At 49.9% G+C, this 26178-nt stretch carries 28 protein-coding genes; 4 read left to right on the forward strand and 24 right to left on the reverse strand.

Going from position 1 to position 26178, the window contains the following annotated elements:
- Positions 1–12: 12 nt before the first annotated feature.
- The 11 genes from Q3F21_RS09790 to Q3F21_RS09840 form a co-directional block, all read right to left on the reverse strand.
- On the reverse strand, positions 13–396 hold the full coding sequence (locus Q3F21_RS09790) for a BlaI/MecI/CopY family transcriptional regulator (RefSeq protein WP_340251868.1): 384 nt from the start codon (positions 394–396) through the stop codon (positions 13–15).
- A 246-nt stretch (positions 397–642) separates the two neighbouring features.
- Entirely contained in the window at positions 643–2067 is a 1425-nt protein-coding gene (locus Q3F21_RS09795) for a SpoVR family protein (protein ID WP_340251870.1), read from the reverse strand.
- A 138-nt stretch (positions 2068–2205) separates the two neighbouring features.
- A complete protein-coding gene (locus tag Q3F21_RS09800; RefSeq protein WP_340251872.1) occupies positions 2206–3471 on the reverse strand; it encodes an MFS transporter in 1266 nt (421 codons plus the stop codon).
- Positions 3472–3511: 40 nt separating this feature from the next.
- Entirely contained in the window at positions 3512–4687 is a 1176-nt protein-coding gene (locus Q3F21_RS09805; protein ID WP_340251874.1) for a hypothetical protein, read from the reverse strand.
- Between the two features lie 17 nt (positions 4688–4704).
- Entirely contained in the window at positions 4705–5382 is a 678-nt protein-coding gene (locus Q3F21_RS09810) for a pentapeptide repeat-containing protein (RefSeq protein WP_340251876.1), read from the reverse strand.
- Between the two features lie 6 nt (positions 5383–5388).
- Positions 5389–6210 (reverse strand): CmcI family methyltransferase, encoded by an 822-nt coding sequence (locus Q3F21_RS09815; protein ID WP_340251878.1) that lies wholly within the window; start codon positions 6208–6210, stop codon positions 5389–5391.
- A 9-nt stretch (positions 6211–6219) separates the two neighbouring features.
- Complete coding sequence (locus tag Q3F21_RS09820) at positions 6220–6837, reverse strand: DUF6445 family protein (protein WP_340251880.1); 618 nt, start codon at positions 6835–6837, stop codon at positions 6220–6222.
- 19 nt (positions 6838–6856) lie between these two features.
- Entirely contained in the window at positions 6857–7471 is a 615-nt protein-coding gene (locus tag Q3F21_RS09825; protein ID WP_340251882.1) for a DUF6445 family protein, read from the reverse strand.
- Positions 7472–7482: 11 nt separating this feature from the next.
- Positions 7483–8085 (reverse strand): hypothetical protein, encoded by a 603-nt coding sequence (locus Q3F21_RS09830; RefSeq protein WP_340251884.1) that lies wholly within the window; start codon positions 8083–8085, stop codon positions 7483–7485.
- 84 nt (positions 8086–8169) lie between these two features.
- Positions 8170–8313 (reverse strand): hypothetical protein, encoded by a 144-nt coding sequence (locus Q3F21_RS09835; protein WP_340251886.1) that lies wholly within the window; start codon positions 8311–8313, stop codon positions 8170–8172.
- Positions 8314–8749: 436 nt separating this feature from the next.
- Complete coding sequence (locus Q3F21_RS09840; RefSeq protein WP_340251888.1) at positions 8750–8932, reverse strand: hypothetical protein; 183 nt, start codon at positions 8930–8932, stop codon at positions 8750–8752.
- Between the two features lie 197 nt (positions 8933–9129).
- Here Q3F21_RS09840 and Q3F21_RS09845 point away from each other — a divergent pair, with 197 nt between their 5' ends.
- From Q3F21_RS09845 to Q3F21_RS09855, 3 genes are all read left to right on the forward strand, one after another.
- Positions 9130–9504, forward strand: a complete 375-nt coding sequence (locus tag Q3F21_RS09845; protein ID WP_340251892.1) for a DUF423 domain-containing protein — start codon at positions 9130–9132, stop codon at positions 9502–9504.
- A gap of 184 nt (positions 9505–9688) precedes the next feature.
- A complete protein-coding gene (locus Q3F21_RS09850) occupies positions 9689–10090 on the forward strand; it encodes a hypothetical protein (RefSeq protein ID WP_340251894.1) in 402 nt (133 codons plus the stop codon).
- Between the two features lie 59 nt (positions 10091–10149).
- The gene (locus Q3F21_RS09855; protein ID WP_340251896.1) at positions 10150–10776 is read left to right on the forward strand and encodes a DUF6143 family protein; all 627 of its coding nucleotides are present in this window, start codon (positions 10150–10152) and stop codon (positions 10774–10776) included.
- 118 nt (positions 10777–10894) lie between these two features.
- On the opposite strand, the gene Q3F21_RS09860 is transcribed toward Q3F21_RS09855, so the two are convergent.
- From Q3F21_RS09860 to Q3F21_RS09870, 3 genes are all read right to left on the reverse strand, one after another.
- On the reverse strand, positions 10895–11329 hold the full coding sequence (locus Q3F21_RS09860) for a DoxX family protein (RefSeq protein WP_340251898.1): 435 nt from the start codon (positions 11327–11329) through the stop codon (positions 10895–10897).
- Between the two features lie 157 nt (positions 11330–11486).
- Positions 11487–12716, reverse strand: a complete 1230-nt coding sequence (locus Q3F21_RS09865) for an MDR family MFS transporter (RefSeq protein ID WP_340251901.1) — start codon at positions 12714–12716, stop codon at positions 11487–11489.
- Entirely contained in the window at positions 12713–13642 is a 930-nt protein-coding gene (locus Q3F21_RS09870) for an ArsR/SmtB family transcription factor (RefSeq protein ID WP_340251903.1), read from the reverse strand. Before Q3F21_RS09870 ends, Q3F21_RS09865 begins: the two co-directional genes overlap by 4 nt.
- A gap of 266 nt (positions 13643–13908) precedes the next feature.
- On the opposite strand from Q3F21_RS09870, the gene Q3F21_RS09875 reads away from it, so the two are divergent.
- Positions 13909–14961: a TolC family protein gene (locus tag Q3F21_RS09875; protein ID WP_340251905.1), complete on the forward strand. Its 1053-nt coding sequence runs from the start codon at positions 13909–13911 to the stop codon at positions 14959–14961.
- A 560-nt stretch (positions 14962–15521) separates the two neighbouring features.
- Here the strand turns inward: Q3F21_RS09875 and Q3F21_RS09880 are convergent.
- The 10 genes from Q3F21_RS09880 to Q3F21_RS09925 all read right to left on the reverse strand — a co-directional run bounded on the left by Q3F21_RS09880 (position 15522) and on the right by Q3F21_RS09925 (position 26161).
- On the reverse strand, positions 15522–16277 hold the full coding sequence (locus tag Q3F21_RS09880) for a metal-dependent hydrolase (RefSeq protein WP_340251908.1): 756 nt from the start codon (positions 16275–16277) through the stop codon (positions 15522–15524).
- A 315-nt stretch (positions 16278–16592) separates the two neighbouring features.
- Positions 16593–17030, reverse strand: a complete 438-nt coding sequence (locus Q3F21_RS09885) for a DUF350 domain-containing protein (RefSeq protein ID WP_340251910.1) — start codon at positions 17028–17030, stop codon at positions 16593–16595.
- 20 nt (positions 17031–17050) lie between these two features.
- A complete protein-coding gene (locus tag Q3F21_RS09890; protein WP_340251913.1) occupies positions 17051–18292 on the reverse strand; it encodes a glutathionylspermidine synthase family protein in 1242 nt (413 codons plus the stop codon).
- A gap of 9 nt (positions 18293–18301) precedes the next feature.
- Complete coding sequence (locus Q3F21_RS09895) at positions 18302–18568, reverse strand: hypothetical protein (protein ID WP_340251916.1); 267 nt, start codon at positions 18566–18568, stop codon at positions 18302–18304.
- 11 nt (positions 18569–18579) lie between these two features.
- Positions 18580–19029 carry a hypothetical protein gene (locus Q3F21_RS09900; RefSeq protein ID WP_340251919.1) on the reverse strand — a complete coding sequence of 150 codons (450 nt, stop codon included), beginning with the start codon at positions 19027–19029 and terminating at the stop codon, positions 18580–18582.
- A 273-nt stretch (positions 19030–19302) separates the two neighbouring features.
- Positions 19303–21099: a M3 family oligoendopeptidase gene (locus Q3F21_RS09905; RefSeq protein WP_340251921.1), complete on the reverse strand. Its 1797-nt coding sequence runs from the start codon at positions 21097–21099 to the stop codon at positions 19303–19305.
- Between the two features lie 275 nt (positions 21100–21374).
- Positions 21375–21893 (reverse strand): molybdopterin-guanine dinucleotide biosynthesis protein B, encoded by a 519-nt coding sequence (gene mobB, locus Q3F21_RS09910; RefSeq protein ID WP_340251924.1) that lies wholly within the window; start codon positions 21891–21893, stop codon positions 21375–21377.
- Between the two features lie 2 nt (positions 21894–21895).
- Positions 21896–23155 carry a gephyrin-like molybdotransferase Glp gene (gene glp / locus Q3F21_RS09915; protein WP_340251927.1) on the reverse strand — a complete coding sequence of 420 codons (1260 nt, stop codon included), beginning with the start codon at positions 23153–23155 and terminating at the stop codon, positions 21896–21898.
- 50 nt (positions 23156–23205) lie between these two features.
- On the reverse strand, positions 23206–25554 hold the full coding sequence (locus Q3F21_RS09920; RefSeq protein ID WP_340251929.1) for an FdhF/YdeP family oxidoreductase: 2349 nt from the start codon (positions 25552–25554) through the stop codon (positions 23206–23208).
- A gap of 241 nt (positions 25555–25795) precedes the next feature.
- Positions 25796–26161, reverse strand: a complete 366-nt coding sequence (locus Q3F21_RS09925; protein ID WP_003388192.1) for a DUF2294 domain-containing protein — start codon at positions 26159–26161, stop codon at positions 25796–25798.
- Between the last annotated feature and the right edge of the window lie 17 nt (positions 26162–26178).

A 26178-nucleotide genomic window follows, 5' to 3' on the forward strand; every position in this document is an offset into this window, starting at 1 on the left:
CAGCCTCTGTCCCTATCGTTTTTCTTCCTTTTTTCCTTCCAGTATCTTCTTCAGATGCTCAATCTCCTTCTCGGACCAATCGACCTCTTCCAAAAAGTTGGTTACCATCAGCTTTGCCGCTCCGCCAAACACTCTGTTTACAAAGGACTTGCTTTCCGCTTTGACACATTCTGTTTCCGAAACCATCGGGTAGTACAGATAACTTCTTCCCGACCGCTCAAATCTGATTGCCTTTTTCTTCAAAAGCCTGTTCAGAAAGGTGCGAACCGTCTGATCACTCCACTCGATTTCAACCGGCAGTTGAGCTGCGATTTGCTCGGCGGTGATCGGATTTTGCTTCCAAATCACCTTCATGATTTCCCACTCAGATTCGGATATTCTCGGAATATCGGACACGTGCTGCACCTCCTGTCGCTTGAGAATTTAAATTTACAAACGTAAAAACAAACGAATAGGTTAGATTTTACAAGTGTAAATTTAATTTGTCAAGGAGTGAGGAGCATCATTTCTCCCGGAAATATCGCTATTTGATTTTGGGCGGCGGCGCACTTTCCACTCAGAAGCCAACAAAAAAGGGGCTGATCGCCCCAAATCGTCTTTGCTATCCAGTAAACAAAGTTGCTTTTCCAGTTCCCGACGCTGCTACAAAAACCGCCGATGCACCTTTTTCCCGTCATACGTAAACTGTACAGGCCGATCCTCGATCACCGTTTCGAGATGAACGTTTTTCCCCCACATCCGGTAGATGTAAGGAATCGTCTTCTCCACGTATTTGACATCCAGCTCCAGTCCTTCGAAATAGTGCTTCAGGTACAGCTCGCCTGCCCGCAGGTAGTCGCCGTCGTGGACCATGACGTACGGAAAGCCGCCGTTGACGCGGGTGACGGCGAGACCATCCCGGACATCCTCCCACGCTTTGTCGGTTACGACCCACTCGTTTCCCTGCTTGCCGAACATGTACAGATCCAGTTTGCCGACCAGTTCCTTCGTCAGGTAGTTCCGGATAAAGCTAATGTCAGACTCCAGCTCGCGCACTTCAAAAATCTTGGTTCGCCCCTGCCCCGGCACCCGTCCGAAACGCTCCTGCTCTTCCTTTGTCGGATTGTCCCAGCGCCGTTCAATGTCTTCAAAAATTTTCAATCCCAAATGATACGGATTGATGCTCGTCGGGGAAGGCTGAATGACTGAGGAGTGCAGCTTGGCAAATTCAATCGTCTCCGCCTCCGTCAGGTCCAGCTCGCGCAAAATGCGCATGTGCCAGTAGGAGGCCCAGCCCTCATTCATGATCTTCGTCTCCAGCTGCGGCCAGAAATACAGCATCTCATCCCGGACGATGGTCAAGACGTCGCGCTGCCAATCCTCCAACACCTGGCTGTGCTCCATGAGAAAGAGCAGCAGGTCTTTCTCTGGTTCCGGCGGAAATTTGCGCGCCTGCTTCTCCGGCTCCGCCTCCTCTTCTTCACGGTCCAGCTTCCACAAATCGTCGTACGGGGTGCTGCGCTGGGCTTTGGCTGCCGGTTTATTCCCCGCCTCCTCGATCTCCCGCTTCCATCTGAGCTTGGGCCGCAAAAGGCTCGGGTCGATATGCTCCTGCACGGCCAGGCAGGCATCGAGCAGGGATTCGACCGCTTCTTTCCCGTGCTCGATCTCGTATTGGCGGATGCGCTCCGAGCTGGCGGCCATGCTCTCTACCATGTCCCGGTTGGTGTTGGAGAAGCGGGCGTTGTTTTTGAAAAAGTCGCAATGCGCCAAGACGTGGGCGACGATGAGCTTGTTCTGGATCAGAGTGTTGCCGTCGAGAAGGAAGGCGTAGCACGGATTGGAATTGATCACCAGCTCGTAGATTTTGCTCAGGTTGAGGTCGTACTGCAGTTTCATTTTATGGAAGGATTTCCCAAAGCTCCAATGCGAAAAACGGGTCGGCATCCCGTACGCGCCAAATGTGTAAATGATGTCGGCCGGGCAAATTTCGTACCGCATCGGGTAAAAATCGAGGCCGAAGCCTTTGGCAATCTCGGTAATTTCGTCTATGGCACGCTCCAGTTCTTTGCGCTCTTCATTGGTCATGCTGTTGTCCCCCCAAGTCTTTCCGTCGTTACTCATATGTATATGGGGAGAACTTGGGATTAGATGAGGGGTGGTGAGTAATTTTTCAGAAAAGAAATGGTTTACTAATCAGAGGCTATCCTATACAAGCTTGTTAAACTAGCCTATGTTGTTCTTAAGCCGTTCCACATTAAAAAAGCGAAAAGCAATTAAAAAAAGCAATGTGTATACAAAGAAGAGGAAAAAATAGGGGAGTCGAACTGACCATTCGCGTCCGACCAAAAGTTCTCCCCCGCTGACTAAAGCTCCTCCTAGGAAGGCCCCAATCGAACTAATCCCCAGTGATAAAAAACGAAACACTCCGTTTACGCGTCCTAATAGTTCATTTGGCACCAACCGTTGTCTTATAGAAACACTTATAATGTTCCATACCACAACAAAAAAAGCAGAAATCGTATATAACACGCCAACAATCGCCCAATGACTACTTAATCCCGTACAACCATATCCCAAACCCATTACTGCAATTGCCAGCAGGATGCTATTTCTCGTTCCTATTTTATTTTTGATTTTGGATACGAACTGACCGCCAAGAATGCTGCCTATTGTAGCTACTGATATAAGTACACCAAATCCAAGGGCATTCAAATTTAGAACTTCCTTCATAAAAAAAATCTGTACCGCAGTGATGGAAGAGAATGGGCCGGTCATACCTATTGAAAAAATCGCTAAAGCTCTAAGTAAAGAGCTATTCTTGACAAGGCGTATTCCCTCCATAATGTCTGACCGAAAGCTCAGATGTTTCCTTTTCTCAACTATCTGATCGGAGCCTCGCAAAGCCTTTAAAAGAGGAATTGAGCAGGTTGAAGTTACGGCATCAATGACAAAGGGAAGTGGTAGCCCGATCATAATGAGCATCCCTGCGAGCGCCCCCCCTAGAATATCGCTAGTTATCAATTGTGCTGTGGAGAAAAGTCCATTAGCACGCTCTAGTTGTTGTTTTTCTACGATTATCGGAACTACAGTCTGTATCGTACTGTCAAACATGACCTTTGCCGCACCGAAAAGAAACGTAACAATTATTAAAAGCGGCAAACTCACCCATCCTCCTATAGTAGCAAAAGCAAGGATAGATATCGTTATTGCTCGTATCGTACTTGAGATAATCATTAATACATTACGTGGAAATCGGTCAATAATCACACCAAAGGGTAGACTCAACAGAAGCCATGGTAACCGGAAGCAAACGGAAACTAGAGAAATAAACATTGCGTTGCTCGTAATCGTTGCAGCAAGCCAAGGGAGTGCGTTAAAAGTAAGTCCATCACCCAAACTCGTCATAGAAATAACTGCAAAGAGACGACGAAATGAAGCACCGAGTGTTTGTTTCTTTTTTTGCTTCTCTACTTTCTGAAGTGACTGCATCTTGTCCTCCCTATCCCTCCTCATTTCAGTATTTCCCTTCTTATCCCAGTTTAAGTTGCTTTACCATATGCTCAATATCAACCACCCATTCTTTATAATGGGCATACGGGTTTGCAACCATTGCCAGCAGTTGCCATAACGCTTGGTTAACAAACCATTCTTTATTTAATTTTATTAATTTTGCATTATCTTCAAGTATCCACTTTATGTACCACTCAAGCCCTCTCGGTTCTTCGAACGCAAAAGCACCCATGGCTGTAGGTACAAAGGTGCTTTCTGGTGCATTAATCTCAATTAGCCGTTCAGTAACTGCGCGAGATCTTTCAGCGTCATATATTAATTGTCTTAACTCACTTGATTCTATTTTAGGATAACCAATGTCTAGTAACACGCTATTGATTTTGTTAACTAATCTAGGCCATCTTCGTAACATTTCTGCGTCTATTTCTTTCATACCAGTAGCTAACATTCCATCTCTAAAAAAATGCAACTCTTCAAGGTTTTTCGCATAATTTAATCTATGTGGGATTAATTCTACAATAATTCGATCTATATCATTTAAAGTATAGCTAGATTTACGCTTATGGATGTTCAATACACGCTGTTTATTAGCAATAAATGTAATATTTCTACGATAAGGTAATAAATGTACGCTCTTAAAGTAATTTTGTATAATTTGGGCAAGCTGCACATGAACAGTTCTTCCCTCAAATGGCCTTAAATGTTGTGGAAGCCCCCAAGAATTAAAGAGAACCACTCCTTCAGGAGTAAGAATTTCAGTTACCATGCTCCAAAATTCGTTTTCCAATACAAATGATGGATATCCTTCATCTGTATACAAGTCAATACATACCACATCAAAGGGAGTAGAAAAATATTCATTAACGCGAGCCCCATCTCCATGTACATATTTAATTTTCCGACTCACTTCTGGAAAGTAATCCTTAATGATAGATTTACAAGCATTTAATACGTGAGGGTTTAAATCAACTGCAGTTATTTCCACATCATCATTTCCTATTAACAGGGGTCGCAGAGCCCCCCCGTACCCCAACCCAAGCATCAATATCTTTTGGGCTGATTCGATGAATCCTGCTATCGCAAATTCATCACTCTGATTGCCTACAAAAATACGATCATTTACGATAAGAGATTCAATAGTATGGAGAAGAATTTTTTTTGAACTGTAAAGTCCCGAATTCACTTGAGAGTCCAAATATATCACTTCCTTATTTAAGAACCTCGAGTATCTGCTCTCGATAAATCTACACCTTCAGAGAAGGAATCTTTTAGGTCTATACCCCAAATGTTAGCTCCCCACAATTCAGCTCCCCTAAGTGCGGTACCATTCAAAATTGCTTTCCTAAGTTCGGCCCTCCGTAAATTTGCTCTACGAAGGTCGGCTTTCGTCAAATTAGCTCCAAATAAGTTCGCTTCCGTAAGGTTACAACCTTGTAAATTGGTTCCAATGAGGCTTGATCCCTTTAAATTAGCCCGTTCAAGGTCGGCACCTTGTAAATCGCTATTATTTAAGTTTACTCCTCTTAAATCAGCACCTTTTAATTGTGCCCCTCGTAAGTTAATAAATGCTAAATCAAGGTCTTGACCATACTTTCTAATGAGTGTGTTTCCGTCGATGATATTAAAAAGTTTTGCCTTGGTAACTTTTACAGTATCTTCATTTTCCCAATATATATCATCTTGAGCAACTTCCATTGCTACCAGTATGCTTAAATGTAGCGCCTGTTTAGAAAGTGCTTTTGGATTCTTAGCTAATACTAGGTTATTAGTCATTTTTTCTAAAATGAATTGATTAAGTTCTTGCCCATTATTAATCGCCTTTAAGAACAGCCTAACTCCTTCTTTCTCAAAACCAATATTTTCAGCAACAAGGTCTAACAAGCTCTTCATTTAAGACTACTCCTTTAAACGTGTTAATATCGTATTCACGGCTGTTGTCGTATTTATACCGAAAAAATCTGTGTAGTAAGTATCTACAACAAATTGATTATTCATTTCTTTTGCCCATTCGAGGACAACATCCTGTTTCCTTAAACTATCTTCAACAACAAGATAATCATTTGGGGTTAAGACATTTCCTAAGTATCGAAGTACAGTAAGCACCTCAAAATGTGCATCTTCAATGATAAGAAGAGGTTTTGGTAATGACAAAAGTCTTTCTTGAGGTAGTAGACGATGTATTTCACTAACATTTCCTTGCCTAAACTCAATATTTTTTGGTATGCTACCTGGGTAGTTTTGATCAATTCCTACTATGCATGCCTGTAGATTAAACAAATCCGACATGTCTTTTAACCAGCATAAACTTGCATAAGTAGAGCCAATCTCAATAATTGTAGCTGGTTTTATTTCACTTAACATCATCTGATAAATTGCTAAGTCATAAGTACTTTTAAATAGCGGATAGCCTTTCCAGTGAAAACAATTGCTCACCCCTTGACTGCAAAGGCGGTTATATCCATCCAAATCACTAAATGGTAGCCTCGTAATTCTGGAAACAACTTCTACATATCTGTTCTGACCAGATAATGATAAAGTATCTATTGCACGCTCTAAAATTTTGGTGCTTAACTCGTCTTGCATTTTATTTTCTAAAAACGCATTTCCTTCTGATAAAATAAGATTGTCAAAAAAAGTAGCGATACCGTTTTGTTCGTTTTTTACTTTTCCCCTGTATCTTTGAATGTACTCCTGAAGAAAAACTAGTTGGTTAGACACGCTATTCTTTCACCTTGCATCTTTAAAGAAAAAGTTTTGAGTTAAACGCGAATCATTAATGGAGCTACCAAATTTTTGAGTTATCCCATGAAAATACTTCTTTCCTGGAAAAAGAATTAATCGATTAAAGCGAATTGGAATTTCAAAAATTAGTTCCCATGCTTCTATATTATTAGATTGAGGGTATACATATTTTCGGTCAAACTCTTGTAGGTCGTTACATTCGTATTGATGCATTTCATCTAAATTTTCTGGCACTTTCAAGAGACCAGTCTGACGATGTCGATAAATGCCTAAACCGCCTTTACAATTTTCGTCAAGTGTAAGGTACACAACACCTGTCCAATCAACATAATCCAAATGAACACTTGTCGGTGCAATATCATATTTAGTTGAATAACGAAATTTTCCGAACACAAACTCCTCCGGTGAAACTTCAATTGAGCTCCCAACCAAACTTTCAAACTTTTCTTTATGATCAGAAGAAAAATAAGCCTTTGTACTTTCTGCACCAGGAAAATTTTGGTGATACCCGAAATTAGTATACTCTACCCTTAATGCAATTTGGCGCACCTTGTCGGGTTCTGTGTAAAATCCATCAATTATGATAATATCTTTAGGTAACATTTATTAAGAAACCTCCTCTTTAAAAATCATTTAGCTCTAAAAAGAAAAAATTATGTGTTAATCGGCAATTCTCGAGATTATCTCCGAATCCTCCTAGCGGTGCATGATACAACTCTCGTCCACGGAATAAAACTAATCTGTTGTACACGGGACTAACAAACGATACTAATTCCCATTTTGAAAGATCAGCTTGATCATTATGGATAATTTGACGCTCAAACTCACAGGCATCTTCAAAACCAAGTTCTCTTGCTTCACGATCGGTTGGTGGACCTTCTAAACCTGTTGCTTTATGTCGAAAGAATCCCACACCTTTGTCCATAGGAGCGTTTGGAGTGAGAAATATCATGCCAGCCCAATCAATCGCGTCTGCGTGTACTTTAGGTAATGATCCGGTTTCTTCAGTTATGAGTCTAAATCCTCCAAATGTAAATCGGTCAGTATCTACATCAATTTTTCTCCCAATTATTTGCTCAATTTTTATTTTTAATCCTTCTGAGCTGAATATTTTATGACTTTGATATCCGGGGTAATTAAATTTCGCAACACTAGCGTATTGATCTTGTAAAGCTAATTTTCGAATAACATCAGGCTTAGTGTAAAAATCTTCAACAATTATAACTTTCGTTTCCATAATATGGCCTCCTATTTTATTTCTTCAAAAAAGAAACGCTGCAATAATCGTGAATCTGTAACACTTTTACCGAATCCTTTTCCCCCGCGATGAAACATTTTTCCTCCACGTTTTAAAATAAGCCGATTGTAACGTGTAGGAATAAACATAGTTGTTTCCCATGCATCCACATTTGTTTTGTTTGGTTTATATACTTGCTCCACCCATTGTTCAAAAGATTCAAACCCGTTCTTAGAAAGCCATTCTTTGTTAGGCGGTCCCATTAATCCGGATTCTTTATGCCGGCACAAAGAAAGACCACCATTGCCAACCATTTCATTAGGAGTAAGGTAAATAAGGCCGACCCATTCAGCATCATCATAATGTGTAGAATGATGCAGATCATCTCCTTCAGGAAAATAGTTAAAAGTCCCAAAGCCATAGCGAATTGGATCAACTTGAATTGATATCCCCAAAATTTCCTCGAAGCGCTTTATTAAAGTATCTGTGTAATACAGTTTTTGAGTTTCAAAACGTAGACCTTTTTTTAAATAGTCTTTTCGATTTATCGCAAAACTACGTACATCATCAGGTTTATCATAAAAATTATCAATAACTATTAAATCCAATGCCATTGAATTCTCTCCTTTTTATGATTATGAAGACTGCTAGAAGGAGAGGTTTAATGTTCCCCTCTCCTTCCACACTTTCTACCTTAGTTATAGTGCGATTGTAAATACCTCTTCTACTTCTTTTTGTTCCTGTTCAGATAGTGGTGTCAAGGAAGTGATTAATGGCATGTTGTTTTCGGATGTTCGAGCATACACATCAGTGTCAAATGTTTCCAGTTTCTTTTCACTCATTCTAACTGCCTCCTCATCATTTTTATCCCATAGGGGATTATGAAAATAATACACAAATTTCATACCTGAATTTTCAAAAAATTTTAACTAGATTTAATCTTTAACATCGTTAACTCCTATTTAGAGTTAACGCATAGGGAACTGAAAATTAATGGAAGTATACAAATACTTAATTATTTGGCATTTTGAGTAAAAATTAAAATAAAAAAATGATTCCAAGAGCTATTTTTACAGAGAGCCAATTCTCGAGTTTATGGCGTATGGCCAGAAATCCAAGGCAGTTTCCCACCATACCCGATTTCAGGATTACATCGATTTAATTAGCATTAGTAAACAGAAAAGCTTACGGCGGCTCGTCCCCCTCCCTTCAAAAAAAAGGCGCCCTACCCGGACGCCGCCCCATCGACATAAAAACCCGTATCCCCACAGGCTGTCGTTACTTCTGAATCATGTCGCGTACACCTGTATAGATGAGTGCAGCGGAAAATACCAGCATTGCGATAATTCCCAATCCATCTACGACGGGATTCAGGCCAGAGAGGAAGGAACCTTCCAAAGGAGTTTTCAGGAAAGCGTAGCCGCCGATCAAGCCGCCAACAAGCGAGACCCATTTGTTCATCTGTGATTCACCTCCCGTTCACCCAGCTCTAACTTCTGCCGGATTTACTACACCCTATGCGAGAGGTGGCCAAGCGGTTTGGACAGGAGTATAAGGCGCGTTCATCATTTTGCAATTGGGCAGGGCTCTCCTCGTAGGGTACAATAGAAGAGTGAGTTTTTTATTTGACCATCCAACTCTTAAAGGAGCGATATACGTTGCGTACCTTTCTTTTGCTGGGCGCGATCAACGGGTTTTTGTCCGTTGCCCTCGGCGCATTTGCAGCCCACGGCTTGAAGCAAAAGCTGGACGAGTATCTGCTCGGCGTTTTTCAGACCGGCGTTACCTACCAGGCCACACATGCCCTCGCCTTGATCGCGGTTGCCCTGCTCATCAAGTTTTTCCCCGGCTCTTCTACGCTGACCTGGGCAGGCTGGTGCTTCTTCTTCGGGATTGTCCTGTTCTCCGGCAGTCTCTATGTCCTCGCCTTGACCAACATCAGGGTGCTGGGTGCGATTACCCCATTCGGGGGCGTGCTGTTCCTGATCGGCTGGGCGCTGCTTGCGGTCCAGGCGTGGAAAACAGCAGCTTGACCAGATCCCCAACTTTGCACCAAGCGGCTTCTTCTTTGACGGAGAAGCCGTTTTCCATATCTGCTTTAGCTGGAAGATGCGTAAGATCCATACGAAGGAAAAGAGTTTTCGGGCAATACGTTTTGCCAGGGAGATGATGCCAATTGCGTCCCGGCCATCCCGTCTCCATCCGAGTTTGTGGAAAATGCCATGCGCTATCAGTACGGGGGCACCTGCTACTCTTTGCACGCCAGTTTCCTCGCTCTGCTCGCGAACGCTCGGCTTCGAAGCCCATCTCGTGCAGGTCGCAAGCGATCACGCGGCGATCATCGTCAGACTGCCCGAGCTGAACGGAGAAGCGGTATACGTGGACATCGGCTCGGCTGCTCCGCTGTTTCAGCTCGACCGCAGCCGGTCTGTTTCACTCAAAAACAACTCGCTTTTCATTACCTGGCTCGATGGCCGTGAAGAACAAACCCGCCTCGGCTCTATAGACGAAATGGAGGAAGCCGCAGCCGCAGAATTCGGGCTGCCGCGCCTTCCTGTTCGCCAGGCGGCGATGATCCTGCGCAAACGGGGAGTGGACATCTTCAGCGAAAATGCCTAGCACGGCAACCGGGCCTTTGCCATATCCTGTAGGTGAGTTTCCCCGAAGGAGCGAACCAGATGGCAAAACACCCGTTTTCTCATCAGCCGCCTTACTTTTTCGGCATGACGGACATGGACATGTACATGCAAATGGGCTATTATCCCTATCCGGGACAAACTTCCGGAGAACATCCCGACGCGAACACTGCTATCCCTTTGCCTACCGCCATGGCGATGCAATGCAAATACTACCTCGGCCAGACTGAACCTTTTACAGCGGGGGGCGGCAATCCTGCCTGGGCGGCGCTGGTCAATCCGCTCCGCTCTGAAGTCCATCTGTTCGTAAACGAGTTTGTGATCACGAACCGATCTGCCTCGCATTCGGCCGAGGCCCAGCTTTGGTTCGGCAAAGCCGCTTCTCTTGGGGATGCAACCGTCTCCCAGCTGGTAACACCCGGATTTGTACAGCTTTCACCCTGTCCACAGCCTCAAGGTCAAATCGCCTACCATTCCGCCCCGCTTCGGATTAGCGGTACCGCGTCCGCCACGCGGATCATTTCTCCGAGCTCGTCCGCAGCCGCGGAAAAAGCCGGGCATTGGATATTGGGCCCCGGAACAGCTCTGGTGTTTTTCTTTTCCGGAGAGAGGGCAGCCGTCGATTTGGTCGTTTCGTTTGGCTGGTGGGAGCAGCCGATTTACCGCTGAAAACCGCTGCCTTGGCTAGCGGTTTTTTCATTCCCGCATGCCCCTTCCTTCCGGATTGAACAAAAGCGGGCTTAACGTGAGGTCCGACCGAAATCTATACGATTTGTTCCGAATAACGTCACTTCGGCCACCTTTTGATGAATGTCCTCTTCCTTCTTCCTCCCAGGTACAGCGTGATCGCAAGCAGCACCAAATCAAGCTCGTATCCGCTTTTTCCCGCGCTTCCCATCAAGCCGTTTTGCCATTTGACCGTCAGGATGGCGCCGACCATGATGACTGCCAGCGCCCATGCCGCATAACGGGTGGCTACGCCGAGGATCAACGCCATTCCTCCGATCAGTTCTACGGCCAAAACCGGATAGACCAGCCATTCCGGCAAACCGTAGCCGACAAACGATTCCCCGACCGGCCCGATCCCCTTTTTCAGCTTCGCCAGCCCGTGCGCCCAGAAAACCAGCCCGGTTACGAACCGCATAAATAAATATGTCGCCTGCTCGATTCCGCTTCTCCACGATACAGCTGCCGCGTCTTTTTCCGCTGTCCGCTTCAGCATTTGCCGCCGCCTCCCGTTCTTTTTTCTACTACTGTATGCTCCCGGCCGGACAAACAGAAAAACCCGAACAGAAAAGTCCGGGTGCTTGCTGCATTTCATAACGATTCGGTTCTGCTTTGTCAGATGTCATCCGTATACGTTTCGTCGACTGTCCGGCTCAATCGGCGGATACCGGACAGGCCAGCCTGCGCTGCTTTTTTTCGTAAAGGCTGCGTCCTGCTCCGTAAAACGCCAGACTGATGACAGCGAGCGCCGCCATGACAAGGAACATGACAGGTCCTCCGTATGCGGATAAAATCATGCCCCCGGCCCATGGACCCAAAAAATTTCCTAACTCGCTGAAGCTTTGCGCCCCGTAGTAGGTTCCCCGCATGTGCGGTGGAGAAATCTGATCGATCTGTGCGTATTCAGTTGGAACGATCAAAATTTCGCCAAGAGTGAATACAATCATCGCAATAATGAACCAACTCCACTCCTCGGAAAGGGCAAAACCTACTTCCCCCGCGGCCATCAGCAGGGCCCCGCCGACCATCCGGCGAAAGAGCGTGAAGCGCTCCGCCCATCTGGTCAAGGGAGCTTGCACAAGCAATACAGTCACGCCGTTGACGCTCATCATGACGCTGAACAAAGCCACCCCCTCCCTGATATTGTGCCGCAAATACTGGGAAAGGGTGACAGACATCTCACCGTGAACCGTGACCAGCAACACTCCTCCTAGCACGAACATCAGCAGGACGGCATCGCGGCTTAACACTTGCCACATTTGCACCAGTTTCGGTTTTTCCGATTGCCGATCGGCCGCGTCGCCTACACGGTACTTCTTGCAAAAATACCCGAGCAATCCAGCGAACAGCAAATACGTGATGGCGGTCAGCACAAACGTGAAGCCACTCCCCGCTATACCGAGAAAGGCCCCCAACATCGGCCCGATGGAAAAGCCCAGGTTAACCGCCAAATACCGATTTGCAAAGACGCGAAACCGTCTCTCTTCCGGTGTCAAATCGCCCATCAGCGCTTTTGACACAGTGCCGAAAAAAGAACTGGCCAAGCCCCGTAAAATGCTATTCGCAAGGAGTATCAACGGATCGTTCGTGACGACAAATCCTGCGAATGCGGCTGCCATTAGAAGCATGGAGAAAAGCATCAGCTTCCGCCGCCCGAACAAATCAGACAGCAGGCCGCCCAAAAATCCGCCGACCATTCCAGCCAATGGACCAGCCCCGATAATCACGCCGATCTCCGCCGGTGACATCGCCGTCGTTTCACTCAGCATGATAGCCAAAAACGGCATGCTCATCGACTGCGTCAGCATGACGAAAACAGTTCCCGCCATCAAGAGATGGACAACGGGATGCTGGGTGGACCACGCTCGTTTCAGCATATTCATCGCTCGTTTCCTCCGCCATGGATGGATTGCGACAGGATGTGCGGCAGCTTGGCAAAGACCGCATCACGTATACTGTAGCCCTGAATGGTGGAACCGTCTGTATAGTGGGCCCGGATCAGGCCCGCTCTGCGCAATGCTGTGACATGGTGGTGAACGGTGCTTTTGGCAAGGCCCACGGCGGCCTGCAGCTCGCCCAGTGTGCACATGTTCCGCGCCAGTGTTTGGAGAATGATGAGACGCTTCTCATCGGCAAGGCACTGGGTAATCGTCAAGAGCTGCCTCAAAGGGTCCTGCTTGACAATTCCTCCGTCGATGACCGGGTACAACACTGTCGCCATGCCTCGATAAAAATCAAGAATGGTCGCGGGTGTGCAATGAGCCTGCGGGATAAGCACGACCCGCTTGAGACTGGCCGTCGGCTCGATCCAGATGCCATTGGTCGCTTCATCGATCAAGACCGGCGCCTCGACGCTGTTGGAACGTTCCTGAAAATACCCGGCGCTTTTTTTCAAGCAAGCTAGTACGGTTTCTTCCTGACGGGAAAAGTAATGCTCATTCCAACGGGACAAAAGCAAGAGCGACCGATCGCGAATGTCCGCCAGATTGAGCGGAATGGAATCGACCCATGGAGCCATTCGCTCGTACATCTCTCCGGCAGGCAGCGATCCCAGCCAGTCGAGGAACTCACCGACCGTTTCTTTGCGGGGCGACTGGGCAGCCAAAAGCACGATCCGGTGAAGCACCTCCCAGCGCTCATCCTCAAGCTCTGCGGCAAAGGAGGGGGGCAGCATTTGCTTTGTTTTTTCCCTCCAATCCGAGTCGAGATGAAAGCTCTTGGCTTCCTTTTGATGGACGTAGGCGTAAAAGCTGGCTATGCATTCGTAGACGGGAGAATATTCGATTTGTATAGAATATAAACTCTTCATTCGATCACCATCGAACATTATTTTTGATAAATCCACTTTACCTTGACTGCTTGATTTTTGTCAATAGGAGCAAGTGACAACTGCTGGCTGTCGGCCGGCTTCCCTGTCTACGATCGGTACAGAAAGGCCATGGTATGCCTGATCATCTTCATTTTTAAAAATCGATTGCGGTTTTCATGTTGACGAATACGAGCAGGAAATATATACTAAACACGATATTGATAATGATAATCGTTATCATATATTTTTTTATTTGGAGGTCTCTTATGAAATCTACACTTTTCAAACGGTTTTACAGCACAACTCTGATCACCGCTTTACTGTCTGGGTCCCACATCGCAATGGCCGCCCCTCCGGCTGCGCATGCTGAACAGGCCAATGCAGCCAAATTAACGCTTGACCAAGCGGAGGAGAAAGCGCTTAGCAGCAGCGTCGACCTGGCATTGCTGCGGCTCGACGCCGATTCCACCTACTATAAGACGCGTCAGACTCTGCAAGAAAAAAGCGCCATCAAGAGCAACTCGATAAAAAAGCTTGATCAAGCGAAAAAGAAATACGAAGATATGGCGAAGGCCCGCAAAGACCTGGTTCTTGGTGAGGCCAACATGAAAGCGCAGGAAAATACGCTGCGCCTGCAGGTGCAAAAAGCTTATCTGGAGCTGCTCTATATCGAGGCTCAGATTGATCTGCAACAGCAAAGCATCAAGCGGCAATTCTGGTCCTCGTCACCTGGCGAAGCCACCGAAAAAAACGTCGGCGATCTTAAAACCAGCCATAAACAAGCCCTGGCCAAGCTCAACGAACTGTTGAATGAAAATCCTGCCAAAGAGTGGAAGCTGGCAGCCGATGACTTGACCGATTACAAGCTGCCCCCGCTGGAGGAAATCCAGCAGGCCGCTCATGAAAAGCGTCCGGACATGGTAAAGGCGAGAGCTGAGAAGGAGTTTGCCCAGGCTAGAATCGATTACCTCAATGATTATTCTGCCTTGAGTACCTACTTGGGGAAAATTGCAAAAAACGACGGAATAAAAGCAGACCTTGTCATCCAGAGAACAAAAGAGAAAGCGGATCAGGAAATAGCGGGAAACTATCAGAAGGCAGTTACGGCCAGACAAGCTTTGGAAGAAAGCAGTAAAAGCAGGAAATCGGGGGAGAAGCGTTATCATGAGGTTCTTTCCAACTATCGCAATGGGAATGCAGCCCTTTCGGAGTTGATCGAGCAAGAGGGCAAATTGTTAGAGGTAGAGACAAAACATGCGGAATGCATGTATCAATACCATACAGCCGTAGTCACTTTCAAACATTCGATCGGTTATTAAACGTCTGACCCTTTCGCAAACAATCCGGAGACAAATGAGCCAAGTAGACGGAAAACCGGTCTGGCAAGCCTTTGAATAAGCCCATCAATAGAAGCGCGAAAAAGGTTTCATCTCCTTACCAGGGACAGCTTTTTCCAGGATTAAACAAAGTCGGGAAGCGTAACGAAGTTCGAACGCAAGACGCTTTCGTTTAGGAAAAAGAAGCCTGGTAGGGATGAAACCTCGCGCCATAAATCTCGTGCTGTCATTTTTGTGCTGGAATATTTAACAAAATAGCACAAGGAGAACTGTGAAAAACAGGTATGCAGCAGGTTATATTGCCTCAATGCTTATAATGATCTCTGGCTTCATAAGCTTGCTAGCAAATTAGCCTCGTCTGCGTCTATCATTTTACCTGCTCTTCTGTTATTTGGAGGAATCTGCTTCTTTATTTCTTTCAGCATAGCCATGAAAAATAAAAGTTTTCCAACCGACCTCCCTCTCATGTTTTCTCTTCCGAAGTCCAAAATCCCCCGACAGCAAAATAAAAAACACGGGAAAGCCCCGTGCACCAATTCTGTTCAAACAAAAGGCGGATTCCACATTTTTTTCCTCCAGCCCATTTTCAGAGAAACGACATTCAGTTCCCGAACGCGCTGATATTCCACTTTTCCCGTATAGAAGTGCCGGTCTGTTTCCACTACGAAACGCCAGTAAAACGGGTGAAAACCGGGGATCACATGATACGCGCCGTCCAGGCCAAACCGGTCCTTTACACGACGAACCAGCAGCTGATGGTGACAAGCCCGCCCGACAATATAGCCAAAGGACGCCAGATAGACAATCGAGAAAATCGTTCCCGGCTCTCCGCCAAAAAACAGCCACCGTACCGCCGCACCGGCATGGAGCACAAACAGGAAAGGCTCAAAAATGGCGAGGATGTCGAGATGAACCCAGCGCTGCGAAAACGGACGCAGACACTGAACGCCGTACGTATTCAGCATATCGAGAAAAACGTGCAGGACGACCGCCAGAAAGGCCCACAAATACAAGAGCATAAGATGCGCCCACAATCCGCTGAAGGCCGATACCGATAACGAAATGACGGCCGGCCACAGAAATAGGGCCGGAATGGAGTGTGTTATGCCCCGGTGATAACGGATGTAGGTCGTCGCCCCTTTTACCCTGACGACCGTGTCAAAGTCGGGTGCGTTTGAACCGATGACCGTCGCGGCCATGACTGCTTGCGCCAACGCCGGATCGCTTGCGACGCTCGGACTCAAATGGGCCAAGCCTCCCAATGTTACTCCCAGCAACAGATGACTCCCCGTATCCATGTCGATCCCCCCGAGACGTTTTTGCTCGCAACAGCAGCTCTGTCCCATATCCAACAGCCCTCTCTCTATACTGTACGGAACATTCGTAATCGTATTATCAATGCCAGGTAAAGGTTTCTTTAAGAAAGCGCGAAGCCGCGTGTTTCGGTACCACAAGACCAAAAAAACCGCCAGGGCATGGTGACCCTGACGGTCCTTTTGGAGCGGAAACGCATCGTACGGAAAGAACTCACGCGAAGAAAGGATAAGCTGCCAGCTCCTCCGCTTCCTTCGACTCGCCCCGGTTCAAGGCGGAGGCGGTCCGAGCACCGACCGCTAGTAGCTGATCAACGCTGCCATAAGCAATCCTGCCGCGATGCTCAAGCGGGAGGCAAAAATACCGACCGAAACATTCCCGTTTGGAATTTCCGAAACGACTTTAAAGGGAGTAAGCCATTCAAACAAGTAAAAAACAAGCACTTGAAAAACCACGCCGACAATGCCCCAGATCAACAGATCCAGCAAGCTTACGGAATGGTAGACCGCAGACCCGAGTACAATCGAAAGCCCGATTATTTTTCCCCCGAGATCATGGGCCGCCGCTTTGGCTGCAGCCATTTTTTTCGGGTCGTCCGTCTGCGATCCATTCTTGATCAGTTCAAATTCCTTGTACGGAGTCGTAAAGGTAAATACAAAAATCCCCACTGCCAATATCGGAATGGTTACTGCCAGATAAGCAAGAAAGTTCAATAGATACGCTGCTTGCGAGTCCATGTCGCTCTCCTCTCCCCTCTCTATTCTTTTATGCCTACAGGCAAATAGTAGGACATGTTGTTGGTGATCGGCCCTCCGACGCGAGCGATGATCGCGGATGGCTCTCCGCCAATCAAAAACGAGCCCCAGAGCAGCCGCCCTTCGCGTTGCCCATCAGATGTGCTTACTGTGACAACGGGAAGCTCCACTCGCTTTTGGTACATCATCTGCTGGTCCCAGTAAAACTCCTCCTGGTCTTTCTCCGCAACGGTGCCGTCCGCATCGAACAGCGCGACGCCGCCCCCTTCCCGCCCGAAGACAGGCTTGGTAACGTATGGGGCAGCCCCCGCGAATCGGTTTTCAAAATAGGTCGGCAGCATATAGCTGGAAATAATGCCATGCTCCTCATGGGTTAAAAACTCATCCGCTTCATGCAAATTCCAGATCAGGGCCTGAATAGCCTTTGATTGGAGCAAAAAGGCGGAAGGCGGATTGATGATCGCCAGCTTTTTATCCGCGATCAGTTGAAGCACGTGCGCGCCGGTCGGGTAGCCGTCCTCGTCTCGCTCCCCCGCTAGCTTTTCCAGGGCATGCAGGCGGTAAAGCACGTCGACAGGCGTGAGGTCCTCGCCATCGAGCACGTACAGCCGATCCTCGCAGACACGCAACTGCTCAAGCCCGGCAAAACGGGCGGGCAATCCTGACTTCTTCAGAAGATAGAGCGTCGTCCCTTTGTCTTCTTCGTGCCAGTCAAGCGAGCTGAACCAGATGTGCTCCGTCTGATACCCTTGCCTCCGGTAAGCTTCCAGCATGTTCTGAAATGCCCGAGCAATGCCCTGCTCCATTCCCCGGTTCGGATTTTTCCGTCCAAAAAAACGGCAAGCGTACTCATTGACGCAAAAAGCCTCGACAATCCCTGTCGGGGTATCGCTGTTGTACTCCAGCATTTTCAAGCCCTCTGTTGTCTGGGCAAAGTCGAAGCGGCCGACGACCGTCGCAGGGACCTGGGGAATGACGGTTCGCACCGCCCGTAGAGCGGGCTCGGGGACACCGAGTTCAAGCAAGAGGGTATCGTCGGCTTTTTGCAGGACGGGCACTGCTTTTGCAAAAACGCGGTCCAATTGACTCGTCGCGTAAGACAACTCCTGACGAAATTCGTCCGTAACAAGGCGAATATCGGCCAAAGCGTACTCTTCTCCATACATCCGATCCCATGTGAACACGCCCTCTGCCCTAAGAGGACCATATAAACGTTCCCGTTCGCTGTTGTGTGACGCTGTCATCGCTCGCGCTCACCCCGAACTGGACGTTCCGGAGCTGCCGATGCCGCCCTTGGAACCGCTGCTGATGCTTGAGGAGCTGCTTTTGACTTTGCCGCTGCTGGAATGGTAGTAGTGGGAGGAGCTTGAGCTCGAACCGCCTCCTCCATCCCCGTCGCAATATCCGTCGTTGTCCGCGTCGTAGCAATCGTCGTCGTATCCCCCCGACGAGCAGCCGCTGATCGTCAATGCCGCAGCCACGAACAGTCCGACCACTTTGGCCGTCTTGGTTTGTGTCATCTTTCTTCCTCCTACGCTGTCGGTCGCGCATAGTACACGTACACGCGCCGATCTTCATCCACTTCTGCGGATGTCTTTTCCCACTCGCGACCGTTCAGGTTCAGATAGTCGCTCTGCAACAGCAAGAGAACATCGTCGTCATCCCTGAAGGAATACGTATGTATGAGCGGGTAGACATTGGTTTTTTCCCTGTACTCCCGCAGTTCCACCTGAATGCTGCCCCAGCGCGCCGCCGCTGTATCTAGGTAGTCCACCGCCTGCTCCTCGGCCGAATGTCTGACATAGATGACATAGCACCCTGGTTCAACGGCGCAGGACGTCTTTTCAAACACAACGTGACCCTTGACCAGATAATCGCAGGCAAATCGCAGGGACACCTCGTCCTTGTCGATCCCGTCGTAATAGTAAAGAACGGGATATTCCTTTTCCTCGTCGAGCAAACGGTACTCCAGTCGGGCCATTATCCTCACCTCCACGTACCAGAATAACAATATTTACGGGTATGGAAATGATTTGTTTCGTCCAGCAAATGAAAATAGCGCTCCAGACTCAACCGCTTTTGCATCTTCCTGCTGAAAAAGCTTCTCTGAAGCCGCCGTGGATTCCCGCTATTCGCGGTCGAAGATATTCGTCGTCTCGTTGGGGAAAATCTGTCCCCCGGCATGGTGAAAAAGCCGGCCAAGATCGAAAAAGATCCGGCTATTCCTTGGCCGGATCTTTGTTCAAAACGTATCCTACACCGTCTCTTTTTCCGTCAACCGCAGGAATTCGTCGATGTCGGCCACCGCCAGATCGACGGCTGTCTGCCAGAACTCCACAGTCGTGATGTCCTCGCCCAGGTGGCGCATAGCCAGATCCTCGACGGTCATCCGCCCCGTATCGCGCAGAAGCGCATCGTACATGTCAGCGAAGCCCGGTCCTTCCTGCAGTGCGCGGGCGTACACGCTCAGGCTGAACAGATAGCCGAAGGTGTACGGGAAATTGTAAAACGGATAGGTGGTGATATAGAAATGCAGCTTGGACGCCCAGAAATGCGGCTCGTACTCGGCGAGGGCATCGCAGTACGCTTCCTTCTGCGCTTCGACCATCAGACGATTCAGCTCGCCTACGCTGACCAGCCCTTTTTTCCGCTGCTCGTAAAAGCGCGTCTCGAACAGGAAGCGGGCGTGGATGTTCATAAAGAAAGCGACCGTCTGCTGCAGTTTGTCCTCCAAAAGGGCAATGCGTTCTTTGTCATTCGCAGCGTTTTTCACCGCCGCATCCGCGACGATCATCTCCGCGAAGGTGGACGCTGTCTCCGCCACGTTCATCGCGTAATTTTGGGCCATTTGCGGCAGCCCGCTCATAACCTGCTGATGATAGGCGTGACCGAGCTCGTGAGCCAGCGTGGACACGTTTTTCGCGGTTCCACCGTAGGTCATGAAAACCCGGGACTGGTTTCTCACCGGGAAGCTGGTGCAAAATCCGCCGGGACGTTTGCCAGCGCGATCCTCTGCCTCGATCCAGCCTTCCTCGAACGCACGGCGGGAAAATTCAGCCATTGCGGGGTGGAAACGGCCAAACTGCTCCAGGATAAAGGCAGCCGCCTCATCGTAGGAAACCTGCTTGTGCTCTTTGGAGATCGGAGCGGACACGTCGTGCCAGCTCACTTTTTCCACGCCGAGCAGCTCTGCCTTCCGCTCCAGGTACGCGACCAGGCGGTCCTTGCGGTTGTTGATCGCCTGCCACATCGCGTCCAGCGTTTTTTCCTGCATTCTGCCGATGTCAAGCGGCTCGCGGAGAACGGATTCCCAGCCGCGATGGCGGTACAGCGCGAGGCGGAAGCCTGCCAAATGGTTGAGCGCTTTGGCAAACAATTCGGCTTCTTTCGCCCAAGCCTCTTCCCACTTGGAAAAAACGAGAGCGCGGACCGAGCGATCCGGATGATTCATCAGGTTGGCCGCTTGACCGACCGACACTTGTCTCGTCTCCCCGTCGATTTCCACTTCAATGGTCATCCGTCCTACGACTGCATTGGACAAATCCTGCCAAGCGTGATAGCCGTCGACAGCCAGATCGGTGGCCAGCATCTCCTGCTCAGGGGACAGCTTTTCCTGAGCGCGTCTGCGCCGTTCGTTCAAAGGAAAGGCGATCGGCTCCACATCCGGCAGTTGCAGGATCGCATTCCATGACCGCTCGTCAATCTTCAGCAGGTGTACATCCCATGTCGTCAAAACGGATGCAAACGCAGCGGAAAGACTTTTCACCCGCCCCCCGAGAAGCGTCGCCTGCTCATCCCGGACGTTTTGCGCCGTCAGGCAGGAAATAAACGCCCCCGCCTCTTTCAGGCGAACCGCAATGCTTTGCACGGTAGCCAGTACGGCTTGAAACGGAGCCGGTTCAGATAGGGAAAGCCCTTCCTGCGTCAGCTGCGAGCGCAGCGCCGCCACCTCTTCTTCCAATTGGCTCAAAAATGAGCGAAACGCCTCCGATGCGCTTCCGCCTGGAAAAAATACGTCCAGGTCCCAGCGTTGCGGCAATTGTTTTTCCATATGTACCCCTCCCTCTGGTATTGTAACGCAATATGCCCGCCATGCCAGACCGTTGCCAGCATTTTGTAACAGCATCACAAGCTGCTTTGCCGTTCTTATTATTATAAGAAGAAAGTATTTTCGAATGACAGAAAAATTTTCTATCGGTAAAAAGCCGCTAGTCAGGGTCGGGCGTGACCAAAACAAATAAAGCCGTTTCTACCTTTAGGAGAGCAACGGCTTTTTATGGCAAAACATATTAGGTTGCAGGGCTGCCCGCAGTCAAAGGACGTTAATCAGCTCGTCCCTCTTCTGCTATCCCGGTAATAGTCCAGCACAAACCGGGCGACCCTGTCATGATCATTCACCGAAAACACAGGCACCTCGTGATGCACAAAAGCATCCCAGCTGATCACCGCGACTACGCCGGACAAAAACGAGAGCAGCTCTTGATCCTCCGGACGGCGCAGGATCACCATTTTCGGGTAGTTCTCCCGTTTGAAGCCTTCGACCAGCACCAGCTCGGCGCCGGCTGCCGCCATCCGTTCGACCAGCTCGGACAAAGGCAGCGGCCGCTGCTCCACCATCGCCGTTTTTGTCCGCGACGCGATCGCCACCAGTGAGGCTCCTGCTTCCCTGTACTTCCACGTATCCTTCCCCGGCTGATCCCACTCAAAGTCATGACCGCCGTCGTGCTTGATAACGCCTACACGAATGCCAGACTCCTCGATGACCGGGATCAGCTTGGTCAAAAGTGTCGTTTTTCCCGAATCCGAATACCCTGCGATCTGCAGCACAACCGGTTCCGCCGCCATCGTCAATCCCCCCTCGACCAGCCCGGCAGCGCATGGGGAATGACCTCTACGATCTCTCCGGCTTGCTTGCCCCTGCCTCCAGGCGGAATAATGGCAAAGCACTCGCTCTTTGCCATCGTGCAAAGATTGCCCGCCTTGTCATTCCGGTCAGGCCATACGTACAAGGCTCCGTTTTCTTCTGTCAGTCTTCCCCGCAAAAACCGAGGATACGGACACGGCTTGTCGTATGTCTCTCCCAAAACCGCCTTGATCCGTTTGGCCTGCGCCTTGCCGCCACCCGAGAGCGCCCGCAAGACGGGAAGCAGGAAGAGGTAGGCGCCCAGAAAACAAGCGCCCGGGTTGCCCGATAGCGCACAGATCAGCTTGTTATGGTAGACAAGCGCCGTGGTCGGACTGCCGGGCCGGATGGCCACTCTGTTAAACAGAAGCCGCACATCCGGCTCGTCTGTCAGATATGCCATGACATCGTAATCCCCCACGGAAACGCCTCCGGACGTGACCAACAGATCAACTTGGTCCAGACAAGCGCTGATGCGTTTTTTAGCGAGCGGCAATTCATCCGGCAGTCCTTCGAACAGTACCGGGACTCCGCCTGTCTCCGCGATCATGGCTGACAGCATGACGGCGTTGCTGTTGCGAATTTTCCCGGGCACGAGCGGCTCGTCTACCTCCAAAAGCTCCGTGCCGGTAGACAGCAGGCCGACGCGAGGTTTGCGGACAACCGGCACCCGGGCGTAGCCGAACGTAGCCAGGATCGCCAGCGTGCCCGCATTGATCCGCTCTCCCGCTTTGGCTACGATGCTGCCCCGCCGAACCTCCTCTCCCTGACGCGAGAGATTTTCGCCCGCCGTGAGCTGTCGCTTGATCCTGACTTCCTGCGACATTTCCCCGGGCTTCTCAGTCTGCTCGAACATGATCACCGCATTGGCCCCCGGCGGCAGCATCGCCCCGGTCATGATCCGGCTTGCCGTCCCGGGCGTCACTTCCTTTACCGGCACGGCTCCGGCAGCGATCGTTTCCACTACCTGCAGCGGGATGGGCCTCTCCACAGTCGCACCCGCCGTATCCTCCGCTCTCACGGCAAATCCGTCCAACGGGGAGCGGTCAAATGGGGGCAGATCGCTCGTAGCCGCAATATCTCTAGCCAAAATGCGCCCGTATGCTTCGTATAGGCCGACCTGCTCTTCCCCCAGCCTGCCCAGGTCCGACAGCAGCCTGCCGACCGCTTCCTCCACGCTGATCGTTTGTCGCTTGAAGCGCATGGTTTGTTCCTCCCTCTAGCTGTTCCCTAGCCGCGTATCACAGGTCCCGATCAGCCGACGTCCACTTCCAGATCCTCCACCCGCTTTTCCGCGTACTTCAAATCCTTGCCTGCCGTAAATCGGTCCGCTTTCTCCACTTTGACGGTCGTATTGTACTCGGGAATGCCCGCATATTTTTCGTAAACGCCTTTGGGCATGAGCACATTTCCCTCCGGCCAATACACCTGAATGTTTCCCTGCAGCGTATCCGCGTACCTTGCCTTGCCCTGAAACGTTCCAAACTGATTATACACGACGATCGGTTCCCTCTCCCGGATGTGCAAGCTTTTCGCATCTTCCGGATGGATCAATACGTCGTAGCGATCCGCGTCGTTAAACGGGTCTCTCTCACTATATACCATGGAATTGAACTGCTTGCCTCTGCGGGTCGTGACGAAAAATTGACCATTCGGCCTCTGCAGCTCCGGCAACTCGATCGGGATCAGAGTGGCCCGGCCGTCGGGAGTCGGACAGATGCCGTCCTCGCACAGCCAGGCCCCTCCCCATTGGAAGACATCGCCCCTCTGCTTGAGATGCTGGATGCCGTCGTAATTCGGATTGGCCAAAGCGATTTCCTCCCGTATCTCCTGCGCGCTGGAAAACTGGATCAAGTGTTTGCGCTTGGGATCGACGCGTGCGGCCAGATCAACATAGATCTCCCACTCCGCCCGGGCCTCCTCGATGCGCGGCCCTTCCACTTCGGCGCTGAAATAGACCATCCGCTCCGTACTGGTGGAGGTGCCTCCCCCCGGTTGTTCATAACGGGTCATGGCCGGCAGAACGATCACCTCTTCCTTGGCGTCTACCAGCGTAGATGTGTTGAAAATGATGTCCTGATGCACCCGCAGCTCGACGCTCTCCAAGCATTTCTTCATATAAGCAGGGTCCGGCATCGTCTCCAGAAAGTTTCCTCCGCTGGTGTAAAACAGCCTTGTTTTCCGTTCGTGGCCGTTTGGCAGCAGGGCGTTTTCCAGCGACACGCCGACGATGTCCCCTTGCCACTTCGGAATCGAAAAGCCCCATACTTTTTCGATGCGGCTCGTGTTTTTTTCATCAAAATCTCCGCCCGGCAGACTGAACGGGTCGGCTCCCATCTCGCCCGAGCCCTGCACGCCGGAATGGCCGCGAATCGGCATCAAACCGCAGTGCTTCCGCCCGATAAAGCCGCGAAGGATCGCCAAATTGGCCACCTGGGAGATGTTGTCCGTGCCGAAGCGGTGCTGTGTCAAGCCCATTGACCAGACGAACACTCCCGATTTCGCGCGGGCCAGCAGCGAGGCGAACTCTTGCATCCGCTCCCGGCTTGTTCCCGCCGATTTCTCCAGGGTCGCCCAGTCTTGAGCGGTCACATGTTCCTTCAGCTCGCGCAGTCCATTTGCGTGATTCCCCAGAAACTCGTGATCGAGCGCTGATCCCCGTTCGGCCTCTTCCATCTCAAACCAAACCCTCATCACCCCGTTCATGAAGGCGATGTCGCCGCCAATATTGACCTGGTAAAAATCGTCGACGATCTTGGTGCCGAACAGAGCGCTGTCCGTGATCGAAGGAATCCAGTACTTCTCCATCGCCGGCTCCCGGTACGGATTGATCAGGATGATCTTCGTCCCCGCCTTTTTGGCCGCATACATATACTTGGTGGATACGGGCTGATTGTTCGCTGGCACCGAGCCCCAGAAGACGAGCATATCCGTTCCGATCCAATCCAGGTAATTGCAGCTCGACGCGCCAATGCCCAGTGACCGTTTCAGCGCCGTTTTGCTGGGGGAGTGACAGATACGGGAGGAATTGTCGATGTTGTTCGTTCCCAGGAAGCGGGCCACTTTTGCTGCCGTATAGTACACTTCGTTGGTAATGCCGCGGGAGGTCAGAAAAAACGCCATCTGCTTGGGGGAAATCCCTCTGATTTTGGAAGCGATGCGGTTCAAGGCTTCATTCCAGCTGATGCGGGTAAAGCGATCTTCACCCGGCTTGCGGGAGAGCGGATACGGGATGCGGCCCAGCTTTCGCAAGTCTGTGCTGGACAGCTTTCTCATTTCTGCTACATTGCCCAGCCACTTCGGATCGATGGCAGGCATTGTATTCAGCCGCAGCACGTTAAGCCGTGTCGTACACAGATGGGCGCCCGTCAGCGTTTGATCGGACAAGCCTGAGACCCCGAGCGTACAACCGTCGCATACCCCCTGCGTCAGAATCCGGTAGGCGTAGCCGAGGTTGTCCCGATTTTCATAAATGACCTTTAACGTGTCTCGGATGTGGTGCGGCTTCGCCTTCCCCAGCCCCATCGGGACGAGGGACGCCCACATAGAAGGTTTCCAGGATGCATCAAGCTTGATGGGACCGTTGTGCTTTGTCTTTCCCATGGCACTCGCTCCTTTCTTTTTAACGATTATTCCGCCGAAATGATCGTATTCCTTCCTGTGCGCCATCCGAAAAAAAGCGTTTTCATTCTTGCAAGAAAATAACCACCGCGAAACAATCCCATCAAAGCGGCGGGGAATGTCCACGGTGGTTCTTCGGCAGGAGCGCTGCCAAGTACCTTGCGTGCGTGAGGCGATACTCCGTCTTGTCTAAACGCTCGCAGGATCGCTGCTGCGCTTAGGCTTACGGCTCGTTCTTGAACTTTTTTTCGATGTCTTGGTCAAACACGAAGATGGACATTCCAAAATCGCGTTCAATGTCAATATCGACGAATAAATCCACGAGGGCCGCACCTAGAAATGCCTCCATGTCGATCGGACGGTTCTTCCGGTACATTTCCTTCACCATTTCCGTCCGCGCCGCACGGAGCATCTGTTTCCCTTCATCAGCAGTCGCAATGAACTTTTCTACGGGGGAGAGGTTCCCCTCCATCTCGCAAATCGCCCAATTCTTGCAAAACGTCGTGACGATCTTGCTCGGTCCCTTGCCCATGTGTCGCTTTCGGAAGGTTCTGACCAGATTGCTGAACTCAGCTTCATATTTATTCATCGATGCAAGTCACCTTT

Origin of the sequence: Brevibacillus borstelensis (genome assembly GCF_037834415.1) — a bacterium.
In the GTDB taxonomy this organism is placed as follows: Bacteria; Bacillota; Bacilli; order Brevibacillales; family Brevibacillaceae; genus Brevibacillus; species Brevibacillus borstelensis_A.